23 protein-coding genes are annotated in these 16,118 nt (G+C 38.0%); 14 read left to right on the plus strand and 9 right to left on the minus strand.

The features are described from left to right. Positions 1 to 19: 19 nt before the first annotated feature. The 4 genes from AC0IWE_RS05040 to AC0IWE_RS05055 are packed head-to-tail and all read right to left on the minus strand — an operon-like array spanning position 20 to position 1,844. A complete protein-coding gene (locus AC0IWE_RS05040) occupies positions 20 to 601 on the minus strand; it encodes a peroxiredoxin-like family protein (protein ID WP_471792189.1) in 582 nt (193 codons plus the stop codon). 53 nt (positions 602 to 654) lie between these two features. Continuing rightward, positions 655 to 918 (minus strand): hypothetical protein, encoded by a 264-nt coding sequence (locus AC0IWE_RS05045; protein ID WP_471792190.1) that lies wholly within the window; start codon positions 916 to 918, stop codon positions 655 to 657. Positions 919 to 976: 58 nt separating this feature from the next. Then, positions 977 to 1,243: a zf-HC2 domain-containing protein gene (locus AC0IWE_RS05050; protein ID WP_471792191.1), complete on the minus strand. Its 267-nt coding sequence runs from the start codon at positions 1,241 to 1,243 to the stop codon at positions 977 to 979. Position 1,244: 1 nt separating this feature from the next. Beyond that, the gene (locus AC0IWE_RS05055; RefSeq protein WP_471792192.1) at positions 1,245 to 1,844 is read right to left on the minus strand and encodes a sigma-70 family RNA polymerase sigma factor; all 600 of its coding nucleotides are present in this window, start codon (positions 1,842 to 1,844) and stop codon (positions 1,245 to 1,247) included. Positions 1,845 to 1,974: 130 nt separating this feature from the next. Between AC0IWE_RS05055 and AC0IWE_RS05060 the strand changes: the two genes are divergently transcribed. The 3 genes from AC0IWE_RS05060 to AC0IWE_RS05070 all read left to right on the plus strand — a co-directional run bounded on the left by AC0IWE_RS05060 (position 1,975) and on the right by AC0IWE_RS05070 (position 4,292). Continuing rightward, positions 1,975 to 2,760 (plus strand): DUF1223 domain-containing protein, encoded by a 786-nt coding sequence (locus AC0IWE_RS05060; protein WP_471792193.1) that lies wholly within the window; start codon positions 1,975 to 1,977, stop codon positions 2,758 to 2,760. A 268-nt stretch (positions 2,761 to 3,028) separates the two neighbouring features. Continuing rightward, positions 3,029 to 3,517, plus strand: coding sequence for a cytochrome b/b6 domain-containing protein (locus AC0IWE_RS05065; RefSeq protein ID WP_471792194.1), 489 nt, complete (start codon positions 3,029 to 3,031; stop codon positions 3,515 to 3,517). After that, positions 3,501 to 4,292: a molybdopterin-dependent oxidoreductase gene (locus tag AC0IWE_RS05070; RefSeq protein ID WP_471792195.1), complete on the plus strand. Its 792-nt coding sequence runs from the start codon at positions 3,501 to 3,503 to the stop codon at positions 4,290 to 4,292. The genes AC0IWE_RS05065 and AC0IWE_RS05070 overlap by 17 nt, the downstream gene beginning before the upstream one ends. Before the next feature lie 4 nt (positions 4,293 to 4,296). Here AC0IWE_RS05070 and msrA read toward each other — a convergent pair whose 3' ends face one another. From msrA to AC0IWE_RS05085, 3 genes are all read right to left on the minus strand, one after another. Then, the gene (msrA, locus tag AC0IWE_RS05075) at positions 4,297 to 4,956 is read right to left on the minus strand and encodes a peptide-methionine (S)-S-oxide reductase MsrA (RefSeq protein WP_471792196.1); all 660 of its coding nucleotides are present in this window, start codon (positions 4,954 to 4,956) and stop codon (positions 4,297 to 4,299) included. 6 nt (positions 4,957 to 4,962) lie between these two features. Next, on the minus strand, positions 4,963 to 5,460 hold the full coding sequence (gene msrB, locus AC0IWE_RS05080) for a peptide-methionine (R)-S-oxide reductase MsrB (protein ID WP_082458667.1): 498 nt from the start codon (positions 5,458 to 5,460) through the stop codon (positions 4,963 to 4,965). 89 nt (positions 5,461 to 5,549) lie between these two features. Then, positions 5,550 to 5,732, minus strand: a complete 183-nt coding sequence (locus AC0IWE_RS05085) for a Sec-independent protein translocase subunit TatA/TatB (protein ID WP_055905682.1) — start codon at positions 5,730 to 5,732, stop codon at positions 5,550 to 5,552. A 157-nt stretch (positions 5,733 to 5,889) separates the two neighbouring features. Here AC0IWE_RS05085 and AC0IWE_RS05090 point away from each other — a divergent pair, with 157 nt between their 5' ends. The 11 genes from AC0IWE_RS05090 (at position 5,890) to AC0IWE_RS05140 (ending at position 14,977) form a co-directional block, all read left to right on the plus strand. After that, entirely contained in the window at positions 5,890 to 6,120 is a 231-nt protein-coding gene (locus AC0IWE_RS05090; RefSeq protein ID WP_055905684.1) for a hypothetical protein, read from the plus strand. Positions 6,121 to 6,525: 405 nt separating this feature from the next. Beyond that, complete coding sequence (locus tag AC0IWE_RS05095) at positions 6,526 to 7,641, plus strand: XdhC family protein (protein WP_471792197.1); 1,116 nt, start codon at positions 6,526 to 6,528, stop codon at positions 7,639 to 7,641. Then, positions 7,642 to 8,235, plus strand: coding sequence for a nucleotidyltransferase family protein (locus tag AC0IWE_RS05100; protein WP_055905690.1), 594 nt, complete (start codon positions 7,642 to 7,644; stop codon positions 8,233 to 8,235). It begins immediately after the preceding gene. After that, entirely contained in the window at positions 8,232 to 9,212 is a 981-nt protein-coding gene (gene moaA, locus AC0IWE_RS05105; protein ID WP_471792198.1) for a GTP 3',8-cyclase MoaA, read from the plus strand. Before AC0IWE_RS05100 ends, moaA begins: the two co-directional genes overlap by 4 nt. Before the next feature lie 7 nt (positions 9,213 to 9,219). Then, positions 9,220 to 10,398, plus strand: coding sequence for a molybdopterin molybdotransferase MoeA (locus AC0IWE_RS05110; protein WP_471792199.1), 1,179 nt, complete (start codon positions 9,220 to 9,222; stop codon positions 10,396 to 10,398). A 112-nt stretch (positions 10,399 to 10,510) separates the two neighbouring features. Continuing rightward, entirely contained in the window at positions 10,511 to 10,744 is a 234-nt protein-coding gene (locus tag AC0IWE_RS05115) for a MoaD/ThiS family protein (RefSeq protein WP_471792200.1), read from the plus strand. A 4-nt stretch (positions 10,745 to 10,748) separates the two neighbouring features. After that, entirely contained in the window at positions 10,749 to 11,855 is a 1,107-nt protein-coding gene (locus tag AC0IWE_RS05120; protein ID WP_471792201.1) for a ThiF family adenylyltransferase, read from the plus strand. A 1-nt stretch (position 11,856) separates the two neighbouring features. Further along, positions 11,857 to 12,300: a molybdenum cofactor biosynthesis protein MoaE gene (locus tag AC0IWE_RS05125; RefSeq protein ID WP_471792202.1), complete on the plus strand. Its 444-nt coding sequence runs from the start codon at positions 11,857 to 11,859 to the stop codon at positions 12,298 to 12,300. A gap of 1 nt (position 12,301) precedes the next feature. Beyond that, entirely contained in the window at positions 12,302 to 12,598 is a 297-nt protein-coding gene (locus tag AC0IWE_RS05130) for a cyclic pyranopterin monophosphate synthase MoaC (protein WP_471792203.1), read from the plus strand. After that, complete coding sequence (moaCB, locus tag AC0IWE_RS05135; RefSeq protein WP_471792410.1) at positions 12,552 to 13,211, plus strand: bifunctional molybdenum cofactor biosynthesis protein MoaC/MoaB; 660 nt, start codon at positions 12,552 to 12,554, stop codon at positions 13,209 to 13,211. The genes AC0IWE_RS05130 and moaCB overlap by 47 nt, the downstream gene beginning before the upstream one ends. A 1,424-nt stretch (positions 13,212 to 14,635) precedes the next feature. Beyond that, positions 14,636 to 14,977 carry a hypothetical protein gene (locus AC0IWE_RS05140; protein ID WP_055905710.1) on the plus strand — a complete coding sequence of 114 codons (342 nt, stop codon included), beginning with the start codon at positions 14,636 to 14,638 and terminating at the stop codon, positions 14,975 to 14,977. A 1-nt stretch (position 14,978) separates the two neighbouring features. Here AC0IWE_RS05140 and AC0IWE_RS05145 read toward each other — a convergent pair whose 3' ends face one another. Beyond that, a complete protein-coding gene (locus AC0IWE_RS05145) occupies positions 14,979 to 15,650 on the minus strand; it encodes a hypothetical protein (protein WP_471792204.1) in 672 nt (223 codons plus the stop codon). Between the two features lie 246 nt (positions 15,651 to 15,896). After that, positions 15,897 to 16,085, minus strand: coding sequence for a cold-shock protein (locus tag AC0IWE_RS05150; RefSeq protein ID WP_055906587.1), 189 nt, complete (start codon positions 16,083 to 16,085; stop codon positions 15,897 to 15,899). Positions 16,086 to 16,118: the final 33 nt, after the last annotated feature.

Below are 16,118 nucleotides of genomic sequence, written 5' to 3' on the forward strand. Positions count from 1 at the left end.
AGTCTGAAACCAAATCAACCTAAAGCTTCGAAAGCAACAGTTTTACAGAAGCCCGTTTTTGATAATTCGGATCGAAATGAACATATTTAATTTTTCCGGAGCGGTCTATGATATAGGTTGCTGGCACCGGTAAAGTATGGCGGTTGTTGCCATTATTGGCATCTAAATCTATCCCGTAACCCTTGTACTTAGTAAAGGTAGCCTCATCCATCATAAAATTAACATTGTAGGCTTTCATAATTTCATCGTTTTTATCCTGGAGGATAGAAAAGCCAGCACTTGTATTTTTAATTGTTTTATCGATGTTTTCTTTGGTTTCTGGTGTAACTCCAATAACATAAGCATCTTTATTGCTCAATAAACTCAACGAATCCTGTAGCTCTTTAATGTGCTTATTGCAATATGGACACCATTGCCCGCGATAGAAGAACAAAACCACAGATTGATGTGCCTTTAATGCACTTTTTAAACTTACCGTTTTGCCATTTTGATCAACACCCGTAAACATCGGGGCTTTATCGCCTTCTTTTAAACCCTTTTGAGCCTTTACCTGAAAGGATAATGCAGCAATTAAGCCAACAAATAGTACAATTCTTTTCATTTTTATATTTATTTAATAAAAGGCAGGGGATTAAGCCCCCTGCCCGGTTTTCTTTACATTTTACTTTTCGACATTTTCCCTTTAGCCATTTTTGATTTTTCCATTTTGGCTTTTTTCATTGAATCGGATTTCATTTTGTCCATCTTGTCCATTTTCTTGCCGTCCATTTTCTTGCCGTCCATTTTACCTTGTTTCATTTTAGACATTTTTTCTTGTAACGGACTGTTAACCGAAGCGAAACCTGGTAATGAAAGACTGGTTACAACTAGAGTGGCCATAAACAATTTTGCTGCTGATTTTAAGATTTGATTTTTCATGTTTTTGTGTTTTGTTTATCCCTTAGTCGATGCGATAGCCATTACCTTACAAGAAAAATTAATTTTTATTCATTTCTTTTTCGATCTGCTCTGTTAAAGTCTTTTTAAAGGCTTCGTCCAGTTTAAAATCAGCGTTTTCAAAGCCTGCAAACACCCTGTTAATCAATATACTTTGTTTTTGATAAACTTTGCAAACCGAACAACCGGCCAGGTGTAAATGCAATTGTAGTGTTTCAGCAGCTGTAATTTTGCCTGAAATTCTTTTCTCAATCAAAAAAGTAGCCTGTTTACAGTTATAAATAATATTTTTTAGCGCGCTCGTCATATCAGTTCCAGTTTTTTTGAAGGCAAGCCCTCAGGTTAAGTTTTGTACGGTGCATAATTACCCAAAAGTTTGCAGCCGTGAGTTTTAGTTCGGTACAAATCAGCTCAGAAGCCAGATCATCCATGTGTTTCATCGAAAATACAGAAAACCATAAGCCCGGAAGTTTGGCTAAACATTCATTTAAAATGCTGCCCAGCTCTTTCATCATCAACGGATCATCCACCTCCAAACCAAATGCCCTGGGATAGTTTCTTTCAGTCCAGTGCCCTGTTTCAGGATCAAAAAACTCTTGCTGCTCCCCTTCGGCATCCGTTATTTTTAAATCACTCAGTCTGCCCGTGGATTGCTTACGGTAAAAATCAGCAATTTTGTTTTTAAGGATCGCTGTTAACCATGTTTTCTCCTCGCTATTTCCTTCAAAACGATCTAAACGCTGCAAAGCAGCCAAAAAGGTATCCTGCACCAAATCTTTGGCTACCTCTTCATCCCTTAACCTTGCCATGGCAAATCCATAAAGATAATCGGCATATTTTTCTACCCAAATAAGCGGATCTGAATGTCTGCTTTTGGGTAAAGGGACTTTATCTGTTTCGTTTTGCATTTTTTACGTATCTTATATAAATATAGTGCTTAATAGGTTAGTCGCGCGATAGGAAACATCCTTACATATTATTTTTTATTTTTTTGTAAGGCTTTGGTATTAAATACGACTAAGACTCAAATTAATAACCATGATCAGAAAAATAGCATTGCCTCTTTTGGTACTAGGCTTCCTCAGTGTTGCTTTTGTTGCCGATCAAAAAACCAATCTAAATTCACCTGAAAAAGGAGGTTTTGCAGTTGTAGAACTCTTTACTTCAGAAGGCTGCTCAAGCTGCCCTCCGGCCGATGCACTATTAGCACAGATTGAAAAAGAAAGCCAAAACAAGCCAGTGTATTTATTGGCTTTTCATGTAGATTATTGGGACAGGCTAGGCTGGAAAGATAGTTTTAGCAGCTCAAAATTCTCTGCACGGCAAAACCAGTATGCAAACTGGTTAAAGCTTAAAACTGTGTACACACCCCAGGTTGTGGTAAACGGAAGTAAAGAATTTATTGGCTCAGAAGAAAATACGTTTCGCAATAGTATTAAAACCGCCCTGGCAAATCCATCAACAGGCAATTTGGCGGTGGCACTAAGTGAAAGTGACAAAGATAAATTTACATTGAATTATAATACAGATCAACCAACCGACGGTTACTCGCTCGCTGTAGCTTTGGTGTTGGCAAAAGCAAGCAATCGGATTTTAAAAGGCGAAAATAAAGGACTAACACTAAGCCATGTACAAATAGTTTCTCAGTTTGAAACCTTTGCATTGGAAGGAAAAAGCGTAGGCTCTGTACAAATCAATAAATTGAGCGGACAACAACCTACAGAACTCATAGCCTTTTTGCAGGAGAATAAAACAGGCAAGATTACCGCTGCAACCAGATTAAAATATCTGGATAGTAACACATTAACCAATAAATCCAAATGAGAGGCTATTGCGTTTATCAACTAAAAAACTGCCACCATGAAAGTAATTAAAGAAAAACACTCGCTTTTAATGCGGTGGACGCATTGGGTTAATTTTCCTGTTCTGGCAGTGATGATCTGGAGCGGACTTTTTATTTATTGGGCCAATGATGCCTATGGCATTTCAATTTTTGGCTACAGTTTAATTAAATTTTTCCCTGTAGTGGTTTTACGATTATTTTCACATTTCGAGTCGGTTGGCCGAAGGAATGGCTTTCCATTTTCTCTTTATGTGGTTCTTTTTCATAAATGGTTTACTTTACATCCTTTACACTATTTTTTCGGGTGCCTGGAAAGCGTTATTACCCAACAAAAACACGTTTAAAGAAGCCTGGCAGGTCCTCCTTCACGATCTTCATATCCGTAAAACTGTTCCGCCGCAAAAAAAATACAATGCCGCACAGCGCATAGCCTATACTTCAATTATATTAATGGGTATGGGTTCAGTAGCCACAGGTTTAGCCATATATAAACCGATACAGTTTTATTGGCTTTGCTGGTTATGTGGTGGTTATCATTTCGCCAGGATTCTGCATTTCGCCTTAACAATTGGCTATGTATTTTTCTTTATCATCCACATTGTTCAGGTAGCACTTGCCGGATGGAATAACTTTAGGGCTGTTATAGCGGGATTTGAAGTAATAGAAGAAAAGCCTCAACTTAAACACGAACCAGTAATAACTGAAAAAACCGAGAATAAAGATGAAAGCAAACGCTAACAAGAAAGTTAAGGCTCCATTAACGGTTGAGCAGAAGATCAAAAGACGTACCTTTATTTCATTTGGAGCATTCGGCGCAATGAGTCTTGGTGCTGTTGCCAGCTGGAAATGGCTATTAGCTGCTCCCGAAGAAACACCTGGCATTACTGGTGGCACGCGTGCTCCTTTGCGTAGGGCATTGAATAAAACAGAACTCTTTTTCCGCAATTTTTTCAGCAACAAACACCTCGTTAAAACGTATCCTGTAGCTGATGCCGCTAAAACGCCAAGGGTAAACAGCTTAATTGGTATTGAAGATGATGAAAATTTTGATGCAGATGATTGGAAACTCACGGTAAAATTTAAAAACAAAACTAACCAGTATATCAGCCTGGAGGCAATAAAAGCATTGCCCAAAACAGAAATTGTTTACGATTTTAAATGCGTGGAGGGCTGGGATGAGATACAACACTGGGCCGGTGTAAAACTCAGTGATTTTTTAGCACATTTTAAGCTTGAAGAGGAAGCCAAAAAACAATATATGGGATTGGAAACACCAAACGGAGCTTATTATGTAGGCCTTGAGCGAGAAAGCATCATGCACCCGCAAACAATATTGGCTTATGAAATGAATGGAAAACCGATTAGTATCGATCATGGCGCACCGCTAAGGTTGATTGTTCCTGTTAAGTATGGCATTAAAAACCTGAAAAGAATCGGAACGATGAGTTTTAGCAATAGCAGACCAAGGGATTACTGGGCAGAACAAGGTTACGATTACTATTCAGGATTATAAAATTTTACTTTTGATATTCAGGTTTTAGATAGGCCTTTCTGTTTTTTCTGAGCTTCATCACTTTTGGTGCCGATACACCTTGAATATAAGAATTACCCGGATGTAACTTAAAATAGTCCTGATGGTAATTTTCTGCCGGATAAAAAATTTTTATCGGTGTTACGGTCGTCACAATCGGATCGGCATAGTGATGACTTGCATTCACCTTTGCAATTGCTGTTTTTAATTCTTTTTCTTCTTCTGGTGTGCGGTAAAATGCAATGGAGCGGTAATCTTCACCTTCATCAGGCCCTTGCCTGTTCAGCGTAGTAGGATCATGTGCATAAAAAAATGACTCTGCCAGTTCAGCATAGCTAACCAGTTTTGGGTTGTAATATACCTGTACAGCTTCTGCATGCCCGGTATTGTCGCTACAAACTTCTTCATAACTAGGGTTCTTAACCGTGCCGCCTGCATAACCTGATACTACTTCATTAACTCCTTTAAGCTCGCTAAGTCCTTCGGCAAGTGCCCAAAAACAGCCTCCTGCAAAGGTGGCAACTTTTTCATCTGGTTTAGCGATTGGTAATTTTGCAAAAGCATTTTCACTTTTACGGTTTTGGCCATTGGCACAGGCACTCAGAAAAACAAGTCCAAGTAACCACGTATTGTATTTCCTCATCATGGCAGCTTATTTGGAAGGGATAAACTTTAAAGCATAAGAATTCATGCAGTATCTTTTACCCGTTGGCGCTGGTCCATCATCAAATACATGCCCTAAATGCAAACCGGTGCTGGCTTCAACCACTTCATCCCGTACCATACCATCCGATTTATCGGTTACAATTTTAATTGCTTTCGGATCAATCGGTTTAAAAAAACTAGGCCATCCTGTTCCCGATTCAAATTTTGTTTCTGAAGAAAATAAGGGTTTACCTGTAGCCGCGCTCACATAAACTCCTTTTTTATGGTTATTCCAATAAGGGTTTTTGTATGGCGTTTCTGTTCCGCTGTTCACCATAATTTCGTAGGCATTGGCCGAAAGGAGTTTTTTCCAATCGGCTGCAGGTTTAGCTTCTGGATACAAGCTGGTTTTATTTTCCATTTTTGTACCCGTAGGCTTGCCCTGGCTACATGCGTTTAACGCAAGTGCCATAAATGGTATCATCAATAATTTTAACTTTTTCATATTACGTTAGTCGTATGGTAAGGAAAATCCTTACAAATGGGTTAAACTTATGCTGAATACCAGTAAAATCTGAATTACGAACGGCTTTATTAAGCTTGTTTTGGTACTTCTGGTTTTTCTTCTTCTTGCCCGGCTTTAAATTCTTTTATGCCTTTACCTAATCCTTTCATTAGTTCAGGGATTTTTTTGCCGCCGAACAATAATAAAACAGCAACTCCAACAAGGATCATTTCAGGGCCTCCAAGCAAGGCAGCGATGGTTGTATTCAACATTTCGTTTTTAATTTATGGATATGTTACACTTACGCATAAACCAGGGCTTTGGTTCTTCAAAAGCAATATTTAAAATAGTTAAAAAAAAACACTTTTATTTAAAGTAATTTTCAAAGTTGTACGTCTACTGCTCATAACAAACCTAAAACTTTTCATTATGATTGCCGTTTTCAAAACAAATGTATCTACGGATAGCGAGTTAAATGAAATTAGCCCACTGTTAAACAGTCGCTTTAAAGAAATAAAATGGAATATCGATCTGTGGGATGCTGATAAAATATTGAGGGTAGATTCGCCAAGAGATTGGACGAAAGAAATTACCGAACTTTTTAATAGCATAGGTTTGCGCTGTATCAATCTCGAAATTTTTCATTCGGAGCCTTTTTAAGTATTTTAAAAAAAAGTTCATCTATAAAAACTATTCCGAGCCTGCCATAACGCTTATTAATGATTTTAATCCTGTCAGGATTTGATAATACCTTATTTTAGGATACTAAGTTCGCAGCTATGCGGGCCGGTAATTAGATAAGGCCTGACATTATAGATAGCGTTACTATTAACTACAATTTCTTCAAGTGGCTGATAATCTTATTTAATGCACCTCTAGTAGTTATCACTCCTGATTAAATACCTATAGTGAAATACGCTAACAAAATTATTAAATGCAAGAGTATGCCATGTATTGTCGCATCAAAAAAAATATAGATCGCTTATAGTTACTTAATCCGTTTCGGCATTATTGCCATTTCTAACAGATTATCATTAAATTGCATCATCTATTGATCTATCCCTAATGAAAGAAATTACCGATATTATAAAAGCCTACTACAAGGCGGGCAAGGAGAAGAAAAGAATGGCGTTGGCAACGGTAGTTAAGGTAGAAGGTTCATCTTACCGCAGGCCCGGCGCCAGGATGCTCATTACCGAAGATGGACAGTTAACAGGTGCCATTAGCGGGGGTTGCCTGGAAGGTGATGCATTAAGAAAAGCTCTTTCGGCAATTGTACAGCAAGAAAATAAACTGATTACTTATGATACTACTGATGAAGACGATGCCAAATTTGGTGTTCAGTTGGGCTGCAACGGTATTGTGCATATCCTTTTCGAGCCTATTATCGATCAAGATGAACTAAACCCGATAACCATATTAATCGCTTTGCAAAGCACCAGAGAAAGTGCCGTATTGGCAACACTTTTCTCACTAACCGATAAACTTCAATTGGGCACTAGTTTATTATTTAAGCAGCATACAATACAATCAAAAATACCTACATCGATTAAAGATGAACTCATTAGTGATACAGAAAAGGTTTTCGCGAATAAAACAACTGCTTTTAATATATATAAAATTAGCGATAAACAAATTGATGCCTTTTTGGAGTTTATACACCCACCAATTTCCTTAATTATAGCTGGTGCAGGCAACGATGCACAGCCCCTGGCCGAAATGGCTTACCTTTTAGGCTGGGAAGTTACAGTTGTGGATGGAAGACCTACACATGCTACTACTCAACGTTTTGTAAATGCTTCACGGATTATGGTAAGCAAACCCGAAAATGTGCTTGCTCAGGTAGAAATAGATGAACAAACTGCTTTGGTATTGATGACACATAATTACAATTATGATCTTGAGCTGCTAAAATATTTATTGGATACCAACGCACCATATATTGGTACTTTAGGCCCGAAGAAAAAACTGATCAGAATGTTGGAAGAGTTGAATTTGGCCACACCAGAAAATGAAACACGTGTTCATGGTCCCATCGGACTGGATATTGGTGCTGAAACTGCAGAAGAAATTGCAATTTCTATTTTAGCAGAAATTAAATCGGTATTTACCGGTGCCTCGGCATCTTTCTTAAAAGAGAAGAAAAATCCCATTCATGTTTACGAATTAAAAAATAATTAAATGTTAAGAACGGGCATCATTATATTGGCAGCAGGTAATTCTTCTCGCATGGGGAGGCCAAAACAACTTTTAGATTATAAAGGCAAAACACTATTGCAAACCGTAATAGATGAAGCCCTTAAAACAAACTTTAAACCTGTTATTGTTGTTTTAGGTGCAAATGCTGAAGAAATTGCCAAACACCATCAAACTGATGAGGTTACTTTTGTGGTTAACGACAGTTGGGAAAAAGGAATGGCGACAAGCATTGTTGCCGGACTTTCGACATTAATAAACAATGATAGCGAAATTGAAAGTACCATTATTGCAGTTGCCGACCAGGCTTTTATAAAAATGAGTAACTTTAATAACTTAATTGAGAAGCAGAAAGAAACAGGCAAAAATATAATTGCCAGTAAATATGCCGAAACGATAGGAACACCCGTTCTATTTAAAGAACATTACTTTGATTCACTTCTATCCCTTACAGGTGATGAAGGTGCAAAAAACTTATTAAAGCAATATCCTCAAGACGTGGAAACTGTAGTTTTTGAAGAAGGAGAAATTGATATTGACACAGAAACCGATTATAACCATTTAATTAGCCAACAATGATAGCAGATTCTTTTGGAAGAATACACGATTACCTGCGGATATCGCTCACTGATAACTGCAATTTTCGCTGCTTTTATTGTATGCCGGAAGAGGAATACGACTTTACCCCTGCTTCAAGACTTATGCAAACTGATGAAATTATCAAACTAGCTGAAATCTTTGTAGCCAATGGCGTAAAAAAAATAAGGCTTACCGGAGGCGAACCACTGGTTAGGAAAGATGCTGCCGAAATTATTGCTGCATTGGGTAAACTTCCTGTAGAACTTGTAATTACCACAAATGGAACACGCATTGCAGAAATGCTCCCTGTGCTAAAAGAGGCAGGTATTAAAACCATAAATATAAGCCTAGATACGCTGCAACCTGAAAAATTTTTTATGATTACCCGAAGAGATGTTTTTCATCAGGTACGCAGCAACATCGAACTGCTTTTACAACACAAAATTAAAGTAAAAGTAAATATGGTGGTAATGAAAGGCCTTAACGATAACGAGATAAATGATTTTATCAGTTGGACCAAACATAACCCCATTCAGATCAGGTTTATTGAGTTTATGCCATTTAGCGGCAACAAATGGACGAGCAACAAAATGTTTTCTCTTGATGAAATACTGGCAGTGGTAGAAAAAAATTTCACGGTTTTGCCTGTTAAGGGGGAACCGCACGATACCGCTAAAAGTTTCATGATCCCCGGTCACGAAGGTTCATTTGCCATTATCAGCACCATGACCAATCCTTTTTGCGATACCTGTAACCGCATGCGTTTAACTGCAGATGGCAAACTAAAAAACTGCTTGTTTTCTGATAGCGAAACAGATTTACTTACCGCATTGCGCAACAATGAAGAAGTGTTACCCTTAATCCAATCTACTATTTGGAGCAAAAAGAAAGCCTTAGGCGGGCAATTGGTGAGCGATTTCGAAAAAATTGATGCCACTACCATTCAAAACAGGAGTATGATTACCATTGGAGGATAAAATTTTCATGATCAGCGTAAAAGAAGCAAAAAACCTCATTTCTAAACATACAAAAGCACTTAATCCTGTTTCAATCGATTTGGCAAAGGCATCAGGGCATATCCTTGCTGCTGATGTTTACGCACAATACGATATTCCGGCATTTAGTCAATCTTCTATGGATGGTTATGCAATTAAATTTGCAGACCGCGAAAAAGAACTTGTTCTTATCGGCGAAATGGCCGCAGGAACGGAGACAGATATCACCATTCAAAATGGCGAAACCAGCCGAATTTTTACAGGGGCCCCATTACCCAAGGGTGCTGATACTGTGGTGATGCAGGAGAAAATTATCCGCGCAGATGGGAAAATAACCATACAGGATTCAAATTTAAAACTGGGTTTAAATGTACGGGATAAAGGTTCTGAAATAAAAGCCGGGGCATTGGCTATGGAAAAAGGGAGTATGCTGAGTGCTGCCGCAATTGGTTTTTTGGCTGGCATAGGCTTAAATAACCTAAGCGTTTACCCAATGCCCAGGGTTGCCATTATTGTAACGGGGAAAGAGCTGCAACAGCCCGGAAAAATGCTTGGATTTGGGCAAGTGTACGAATCTAATTCTTATTCTTTATCGGCTGCTTTAAAACACGAAGGTATTGAACAGATTACTGTTTACGAAGCTGATGATAACCTTCAAATCCTTAAAAATGTACTTCAAAAGGCAATAGCAGGTAATGATGTTGTATTGCTAACGGGAGGGGTAAGTGTGGGCGATTATGATTTTGTAATTGAAGCGGCAGCACAGTGTGGCATCGAACAAATTTTTCATAAAGTAAAGCAAAAACCCGGCAAACCATTGTTTTTTGGCACAATAGCAGAAAAACTAATCTTTGGTCTTCCTGGTAATCCTTCATCTGTACTCAGTTGTTACTATAATTACGTGCTTCCTTCTATCAAATCACTCTCAAATAAAGTAAATAATTTGATGGAAATCGAGGCCGAAATTACACATTCATACAGTAAACCGGCAGGCCTTGCACATTTTCTTAAAGGCCGTTATGATAAGGGAAAGGTTACGCCTTTAAATGCACAGGAATCGTACAGGTTGAGTTCTTTTGCGCAAGCCAATTGCCTCATCTGCCTGGAGGAAAAAGTAGAACATTACGAAAAAGGTGATATACTAACGGTAATGCTTTTCCCTTATTAAAACACGATGGCAAACTTTGTGTTATCTGTGAGGATTGGGATGAATGATTCGCAAAAAAGAAGTTTTAAAACAGGATGGGGCAAAACCAGCATCTTAACGGTAAATTAGCAGCATGAAAATCGAAATGATCAGTTTTGGCAAAATAGCCGAGTTTATCAGCAATCAAAACATTGATGTTGATGGCATAGCCGATACCGATGCTTTTAAACAGTATCTTGAAAATCAGTTTCCTACTTTAAAAAGCATGAAATATAAACTTGCCCTTAACAAAAATATTGTTCAGGAAAATACTACAATCACCAATAACGCTACAATAGCAATAATGCCACCTTTTTCGGGGGGATAAAAATATGAGTGCAGAGCGATACAACCGGCAAATTATCCTTAAAGGGTTTGGAGAAGAGGCACAGCAGCTACTTTTAAGGGCGAAGGTACTCGTTATTGGCGCCGGTGGTTTAGGCTGCCCTGCCCTGCAATACCTGGCCGTTGCCGGCATTGGCCACATTGGCATTGTTGATGATGATGCGATTGCTTTATCCAACCTGCACAGACAGATTCTGTTTACAACGGCTGATATTGGTAAGCTGAAAGTAGAAGTTGCGGCAAAACGCCTTCAGGAGATGAATACCCAAATCGGGATTATCCGCCATCCCATCCGTTTGCAAAAAAATAATATCCTCGATATCATATCCAGATACGATTACATACTCGATGGTACAGATAATTTTGAATCGAGATACCTCATAAACGATGCCTGTGCCTTGCTAAACAAACCATTGATTTTTGCTGCTGTATCAGGGTTTGAAGGTCAGCTCGCCATATTTAACACCCCTGATCATTTAATGCCCAGCACCAATTACCGCGATCTTTTCCCCATTCCACCCGATAAGGGAGAAATACCAAATTGCGCTGAAAATGGTGTTATTGGCGTGTTACCAGGCATTTTAGGCACCATGGCCGCAGCAGAAACCATCAAATTAATAGCAAGAATTGGGCAGCCCCTCACCAACAAAATATTAAGTTATAATTTACTTACACAAGAACAATATACCATCAGCATCAGTCGCGGAGAAGGGTATACCCTACCCAAAACTGTTGATGAATTTTTAAATATGAATTATCAGGATACGAACGAAAAGCCACAGGGTTATATAGAAATTGATGCCAATGAACTGGTTAAACTCCAACAGCTGGAATCGGTTATTTTAATCGATGTACGTGAACGGCATGAAGTACCAGTGTTGGATAAACAGATTTTTACGCAGGTACCCATGTCAGAATTTGGGGCTTTTATGACTAAAGAATTTTATCAGAAACATGTGGTTTTAATTTGTCAGCACGGCATTAGAAGCGTAGCCGCAGCAGAGGCCATGCAAGAAAAATATGGCGACGCAAAAAAGATTTACAGTTTAAAAGGTGGTATTGTAAAATGGAGAGATCATTTTCTCAGATCGTAACATGAGCGAAAAAAAGATAAAAAATATATTTGTAAACGGTCGGATCGAACCTGATTTTATAGCCGATAGCATAGCCAAACACAGCAACAAAACCGCTATTGGGGGTCATAGTATTTTTATGGGTCAGGTGAGGAAAGATGAAATTGAAGGCAAATTTGTAGCTGCGATTGATTACACCGCTTATGAAGACCTTGCCCTTGAAAAAATGCACCAGATCAGAGCAGATATTTTTGAGAAATATCCGCTTAACTGCATGCACATTTACCATAGCCTGGGTACTGTTAAGACTGGCGAAATATGCCTTTTTGTTTTTACTTCATCGGCACACCGCAAACCTGCAATAGCCGCTTGCAGCGAAGTGGTAGACCGCTTAAAAGCAGAATTACCAATTTGGGGAAAAGAAATATTCGAAGACGAAACACACCAATGGAAAGAAAATACGTAACATGGTAAACATTACAAAAAAATCCAACACTTTAAGGATTGCCGTTGCAACCGCTACTGTTAAAGTATCGAAACAGGAAACTATTGATGCCATTGAACAACGTAAAATACCAAAAGGTGATGTATTTGAATTTGCCCGTGCAGCCGGTTTATTCGGAGTAAAAAAAACCAGCGATGTAATTCCGGATTGCCACCCGCTCTCCTATAGAATATACTGCTATTACCTACGAAATTACTGGTTTAACAATTATCATCACTGTAGAAGTACATACCATATACAAAACTGGTGTAGAAGTTGAAGCCATGCACGGCGCATCGGTAACGGCTTTAACCATGTATGATATGCTAAAACCGATTGATAAAGGCGTAGAAATTGAAAATATCAGACTTTTAAAAAAATCAGGCGGAAAATCAGACCTTAAAAATGCCCGGTTCCCCGAAATAAAAGCTGCTGTGGTGGTATGTTCAGATTCTGTTTTTGAAAACAAAGCACAGGATAGTTCTGGTAAAGCAATTATTTCGCGTTTAAGGCAATGGGAAATTGATGTAGAAAAATACGAAATTGTACCTGATGAGGTAAATATCATTAGGGATAAAGCGCTTGAATTAAGCAATAGCGGTTACCAACTTGTGATTTTTACTGGAGGAACCGGACTTTCGCCACGCGATGTTACACCCGAAGCCATTGCACCTTTACTAGACCGGAATATTGAAGGGATTATGGAAACTGCCCGCAGTTATGGTCAGGAACGTATGCCTTATGCCATGCTTTCGCGCGGTGTGGCAGGTTTTATGGGAAAAACGTTGGTACTTACCTTTCCAGGTTCTAAAAGCGGTGTTGAAGAAAGTATGGATGCCCTGTTCCCACAGGTTTTACATTTATTTAAGGTGGTTAAGGGTGAGAAACATTAATGGAATTTAAATCATGACCACATCTGAAATCGTTATTGCGAGGAGGAACTACGAAGCAATTTTTCATGCTAATGATTTTTGCTGTAAAGATTGCTTCGTCGGCTGAAAAAGCCTTCTCGCAATGACGACCGCGCTACTATTGTTGTAAGTCTGAGCGTAGTTGAAGCCCCATAAACGATGTTTAAAATGCTTAAATAGTCCTCGTTTGTAACGAAGATTTTTGAGGTACGCATTTGCAATGCGAAAATAATTCCTTTAAGAGCGATTAAATCACTTTATTCGTACATCCTCGTTACAAACGAGGACGATGTAGTGTGAGAAATATTAATAAAATTTAAATCCTGACCAACATCTGAAATCGTTATTGCGAAGAGGAACTACGAAGCAATTTTTCTTGCTAATGGTTCTTGCCACAAAGATTGCTTCGTCGGCTGAAAAAGCCTTCTCGCAATGACGACCGCGCTACTATTGTTATAAGTCTGAGCGTAGTTGAAGCCCCATAAACGATGTTTAAAATGCTTAAATAGTCCTCGTTTGTAACGAGGATTTTTGAGGTACGCATTTGCAATGCGAAAATAATTCCTTTAAGAGCGATTAAATCGCTTTACTCGTACATCCTCGTTATAAACGAGGACGATGTAGTGTGAGAAATATTAATAAAATTTAAATCCTGACCACATCTGAAATCGTTATTGCGAGGAGGACTACGAAGCAATTTTTCATGCTAATGGTTCTTGCCACAAAGATTGCTTCGTCGGCTGAAAAAGCCTTCTAGTAATGACGACCGCGCTACTATTGTTGTAAGTCTGAGCGTAGTTGAAGCCCCATAAACGATGTTTAAAATGCTTAAATAGTCCTCGTTTGTAACGAGGATTTTTGAGGTACGCATTTGCAATGCGAAAATGATTCCTTTAAGAGCGATTAAATCGCTTTACTCGTACATCCTCGTTACAAACGAGGACGATGTAGTTTTCCGTGCTTTATGTGTTTCCGTAGCAAAAATCATCTTTAGTTCTATTGGCATCAAATAAAAAGCTAAAAGCTTCAAAGCAAAACCTATTAGCATCTAATTATAACCTATAAGGTTCAAATAACAAGCTAATAGCATCTAATAATAACCTATTAGCTTAAAATAACAGGCTAATAGCATCAACTTATAACCTATTAGGTTCAAATAACAAGCTAATAGCATCAAATCATAACCTATTAGCATCAACTTATAACCTATTAGCATCAAATAACAAGCTAATAGCATTAACTAAGAACCTAATAGCATCAAATCATAACCTATTAGCTTCATCATATTGAGCCTTGAAATAATAATTAAGCGATGCAATTGTTGATATAAATCAAAGATCAGAAATATTAAATTTAAACAGTAAAAATCTCTTTTCTGATCAAAAATTAAGTCCTATTTTTGCGGCATGTCCTCTAAATATAAGATTTTATACTTTTTCCAAAATACAGATACCGTTATATTAGAAATTAAGCGTTTGGATCTGCCCGCTAATGCAGATGCTGAAGCAACTTTTCATTGGCTTTATTTTGATAAAATTACAGGCTCTTTAATTAAATTATGGTTTAGATCGATGGATTCTTCAAACGAAATTGAAGAACGTTATTTTGAGCAAGGGTATTTAAAATTTAATAAAACGGAGGCTACGTATATCGAAAAGCATAATTCTTCTCAACAAAAGCTCAATAACATGGGCAATAGGGCAATTGGGGAGGATATTAGTGCTTTATTGGAAAATTACCTGAAATAACTCAAGCCATTTCTGGCAGCTCAGCTTCCAATCTGATTTTACTTAAGGGATACCTTGAAGCGTAATAATCTTTAAGTGACATACAAAAATGAGGATACCAATCTTGCTTTTGCATATTTTCTAAAAGCTGCGCACAGGCCAAAACATCCGCATCAGCCTGATTAATGGCATGGGCAACAAAATTAACCACATCCCAAATGCCATCTACCATTAAAAACCTAAAGGCAGAGAGTATTGCAGACCATTGCACTTTTTTAGCCTGCAACAAAAAGAACCGCGAAACAGGACTACACAATCGTTTAAAAGCCATATAATCTTCTTCTGCCCCTTCGAGGTTTAAAAGGCCATCGCTATAAGGGAGGTTTGCAATTTCGGCGGCAATTTTATCGCGACCATGAAAATACACGCTACCTGCACAAATGGAAGAAATTGATATTAACGCTAAGTGATCGTAAATTTCGGGATGCATTTTTAATGTGCCGTTGCGTACAAATACCAGTCCGCCTTTTTTAGCATTACCTTGTTGATTATTCATAGCAGATAAACTTAAAAGCTCAAATTCACCGGCAAAATTGAGTGCAGTTACAAACTGTGCCGCAGCCATAAAAGTACCACGATCAATAGGTTTGTTATTTAAAACAGGTTCCTGAATTGAAAAAATAGAAAGTTGCAAAAATATTAGTCTGTTTGGTTCCGGCCGAGTGTATCGACAAGAGCAAAAATAAAAATCCAATCTAGAAAACAACTATAGGAAGTGGCATCAAGACTGATTAAGTCGGTAATTGACTAGAAATGAGAAAGAAATTTTTTCAACTTTTTTATTCAGTAAATTAGTTTTGCGTTGCGAACAATTAAAAGCAAATTACTGTGCAAAAAAAAAGCAGGACTAAATCCTGCTCAAAATCTTTTTAGGGAAGAATTAAACAACTCTTACTTTCACTGCATTAAGGCCTTTTTTGCCTTCTTGAACTTCGTATTCAACTGTATCATTCTCTCTGATTTCATCAATCAGGCCTGATGCATGCACAAAAATCTCAGATCCGCTGTCTTCTTTAATAAAGCCAAAGCCTTTTTCTGAGTTAAAAAATTTTACTGTTCCGTTTTTCATTATACTGGATGTTTTTAAATTAAAAATCAAAAA

The sequence above is a fragment of the Pedobacter sp. AC402 genome, from assembly GCF_979252805.1.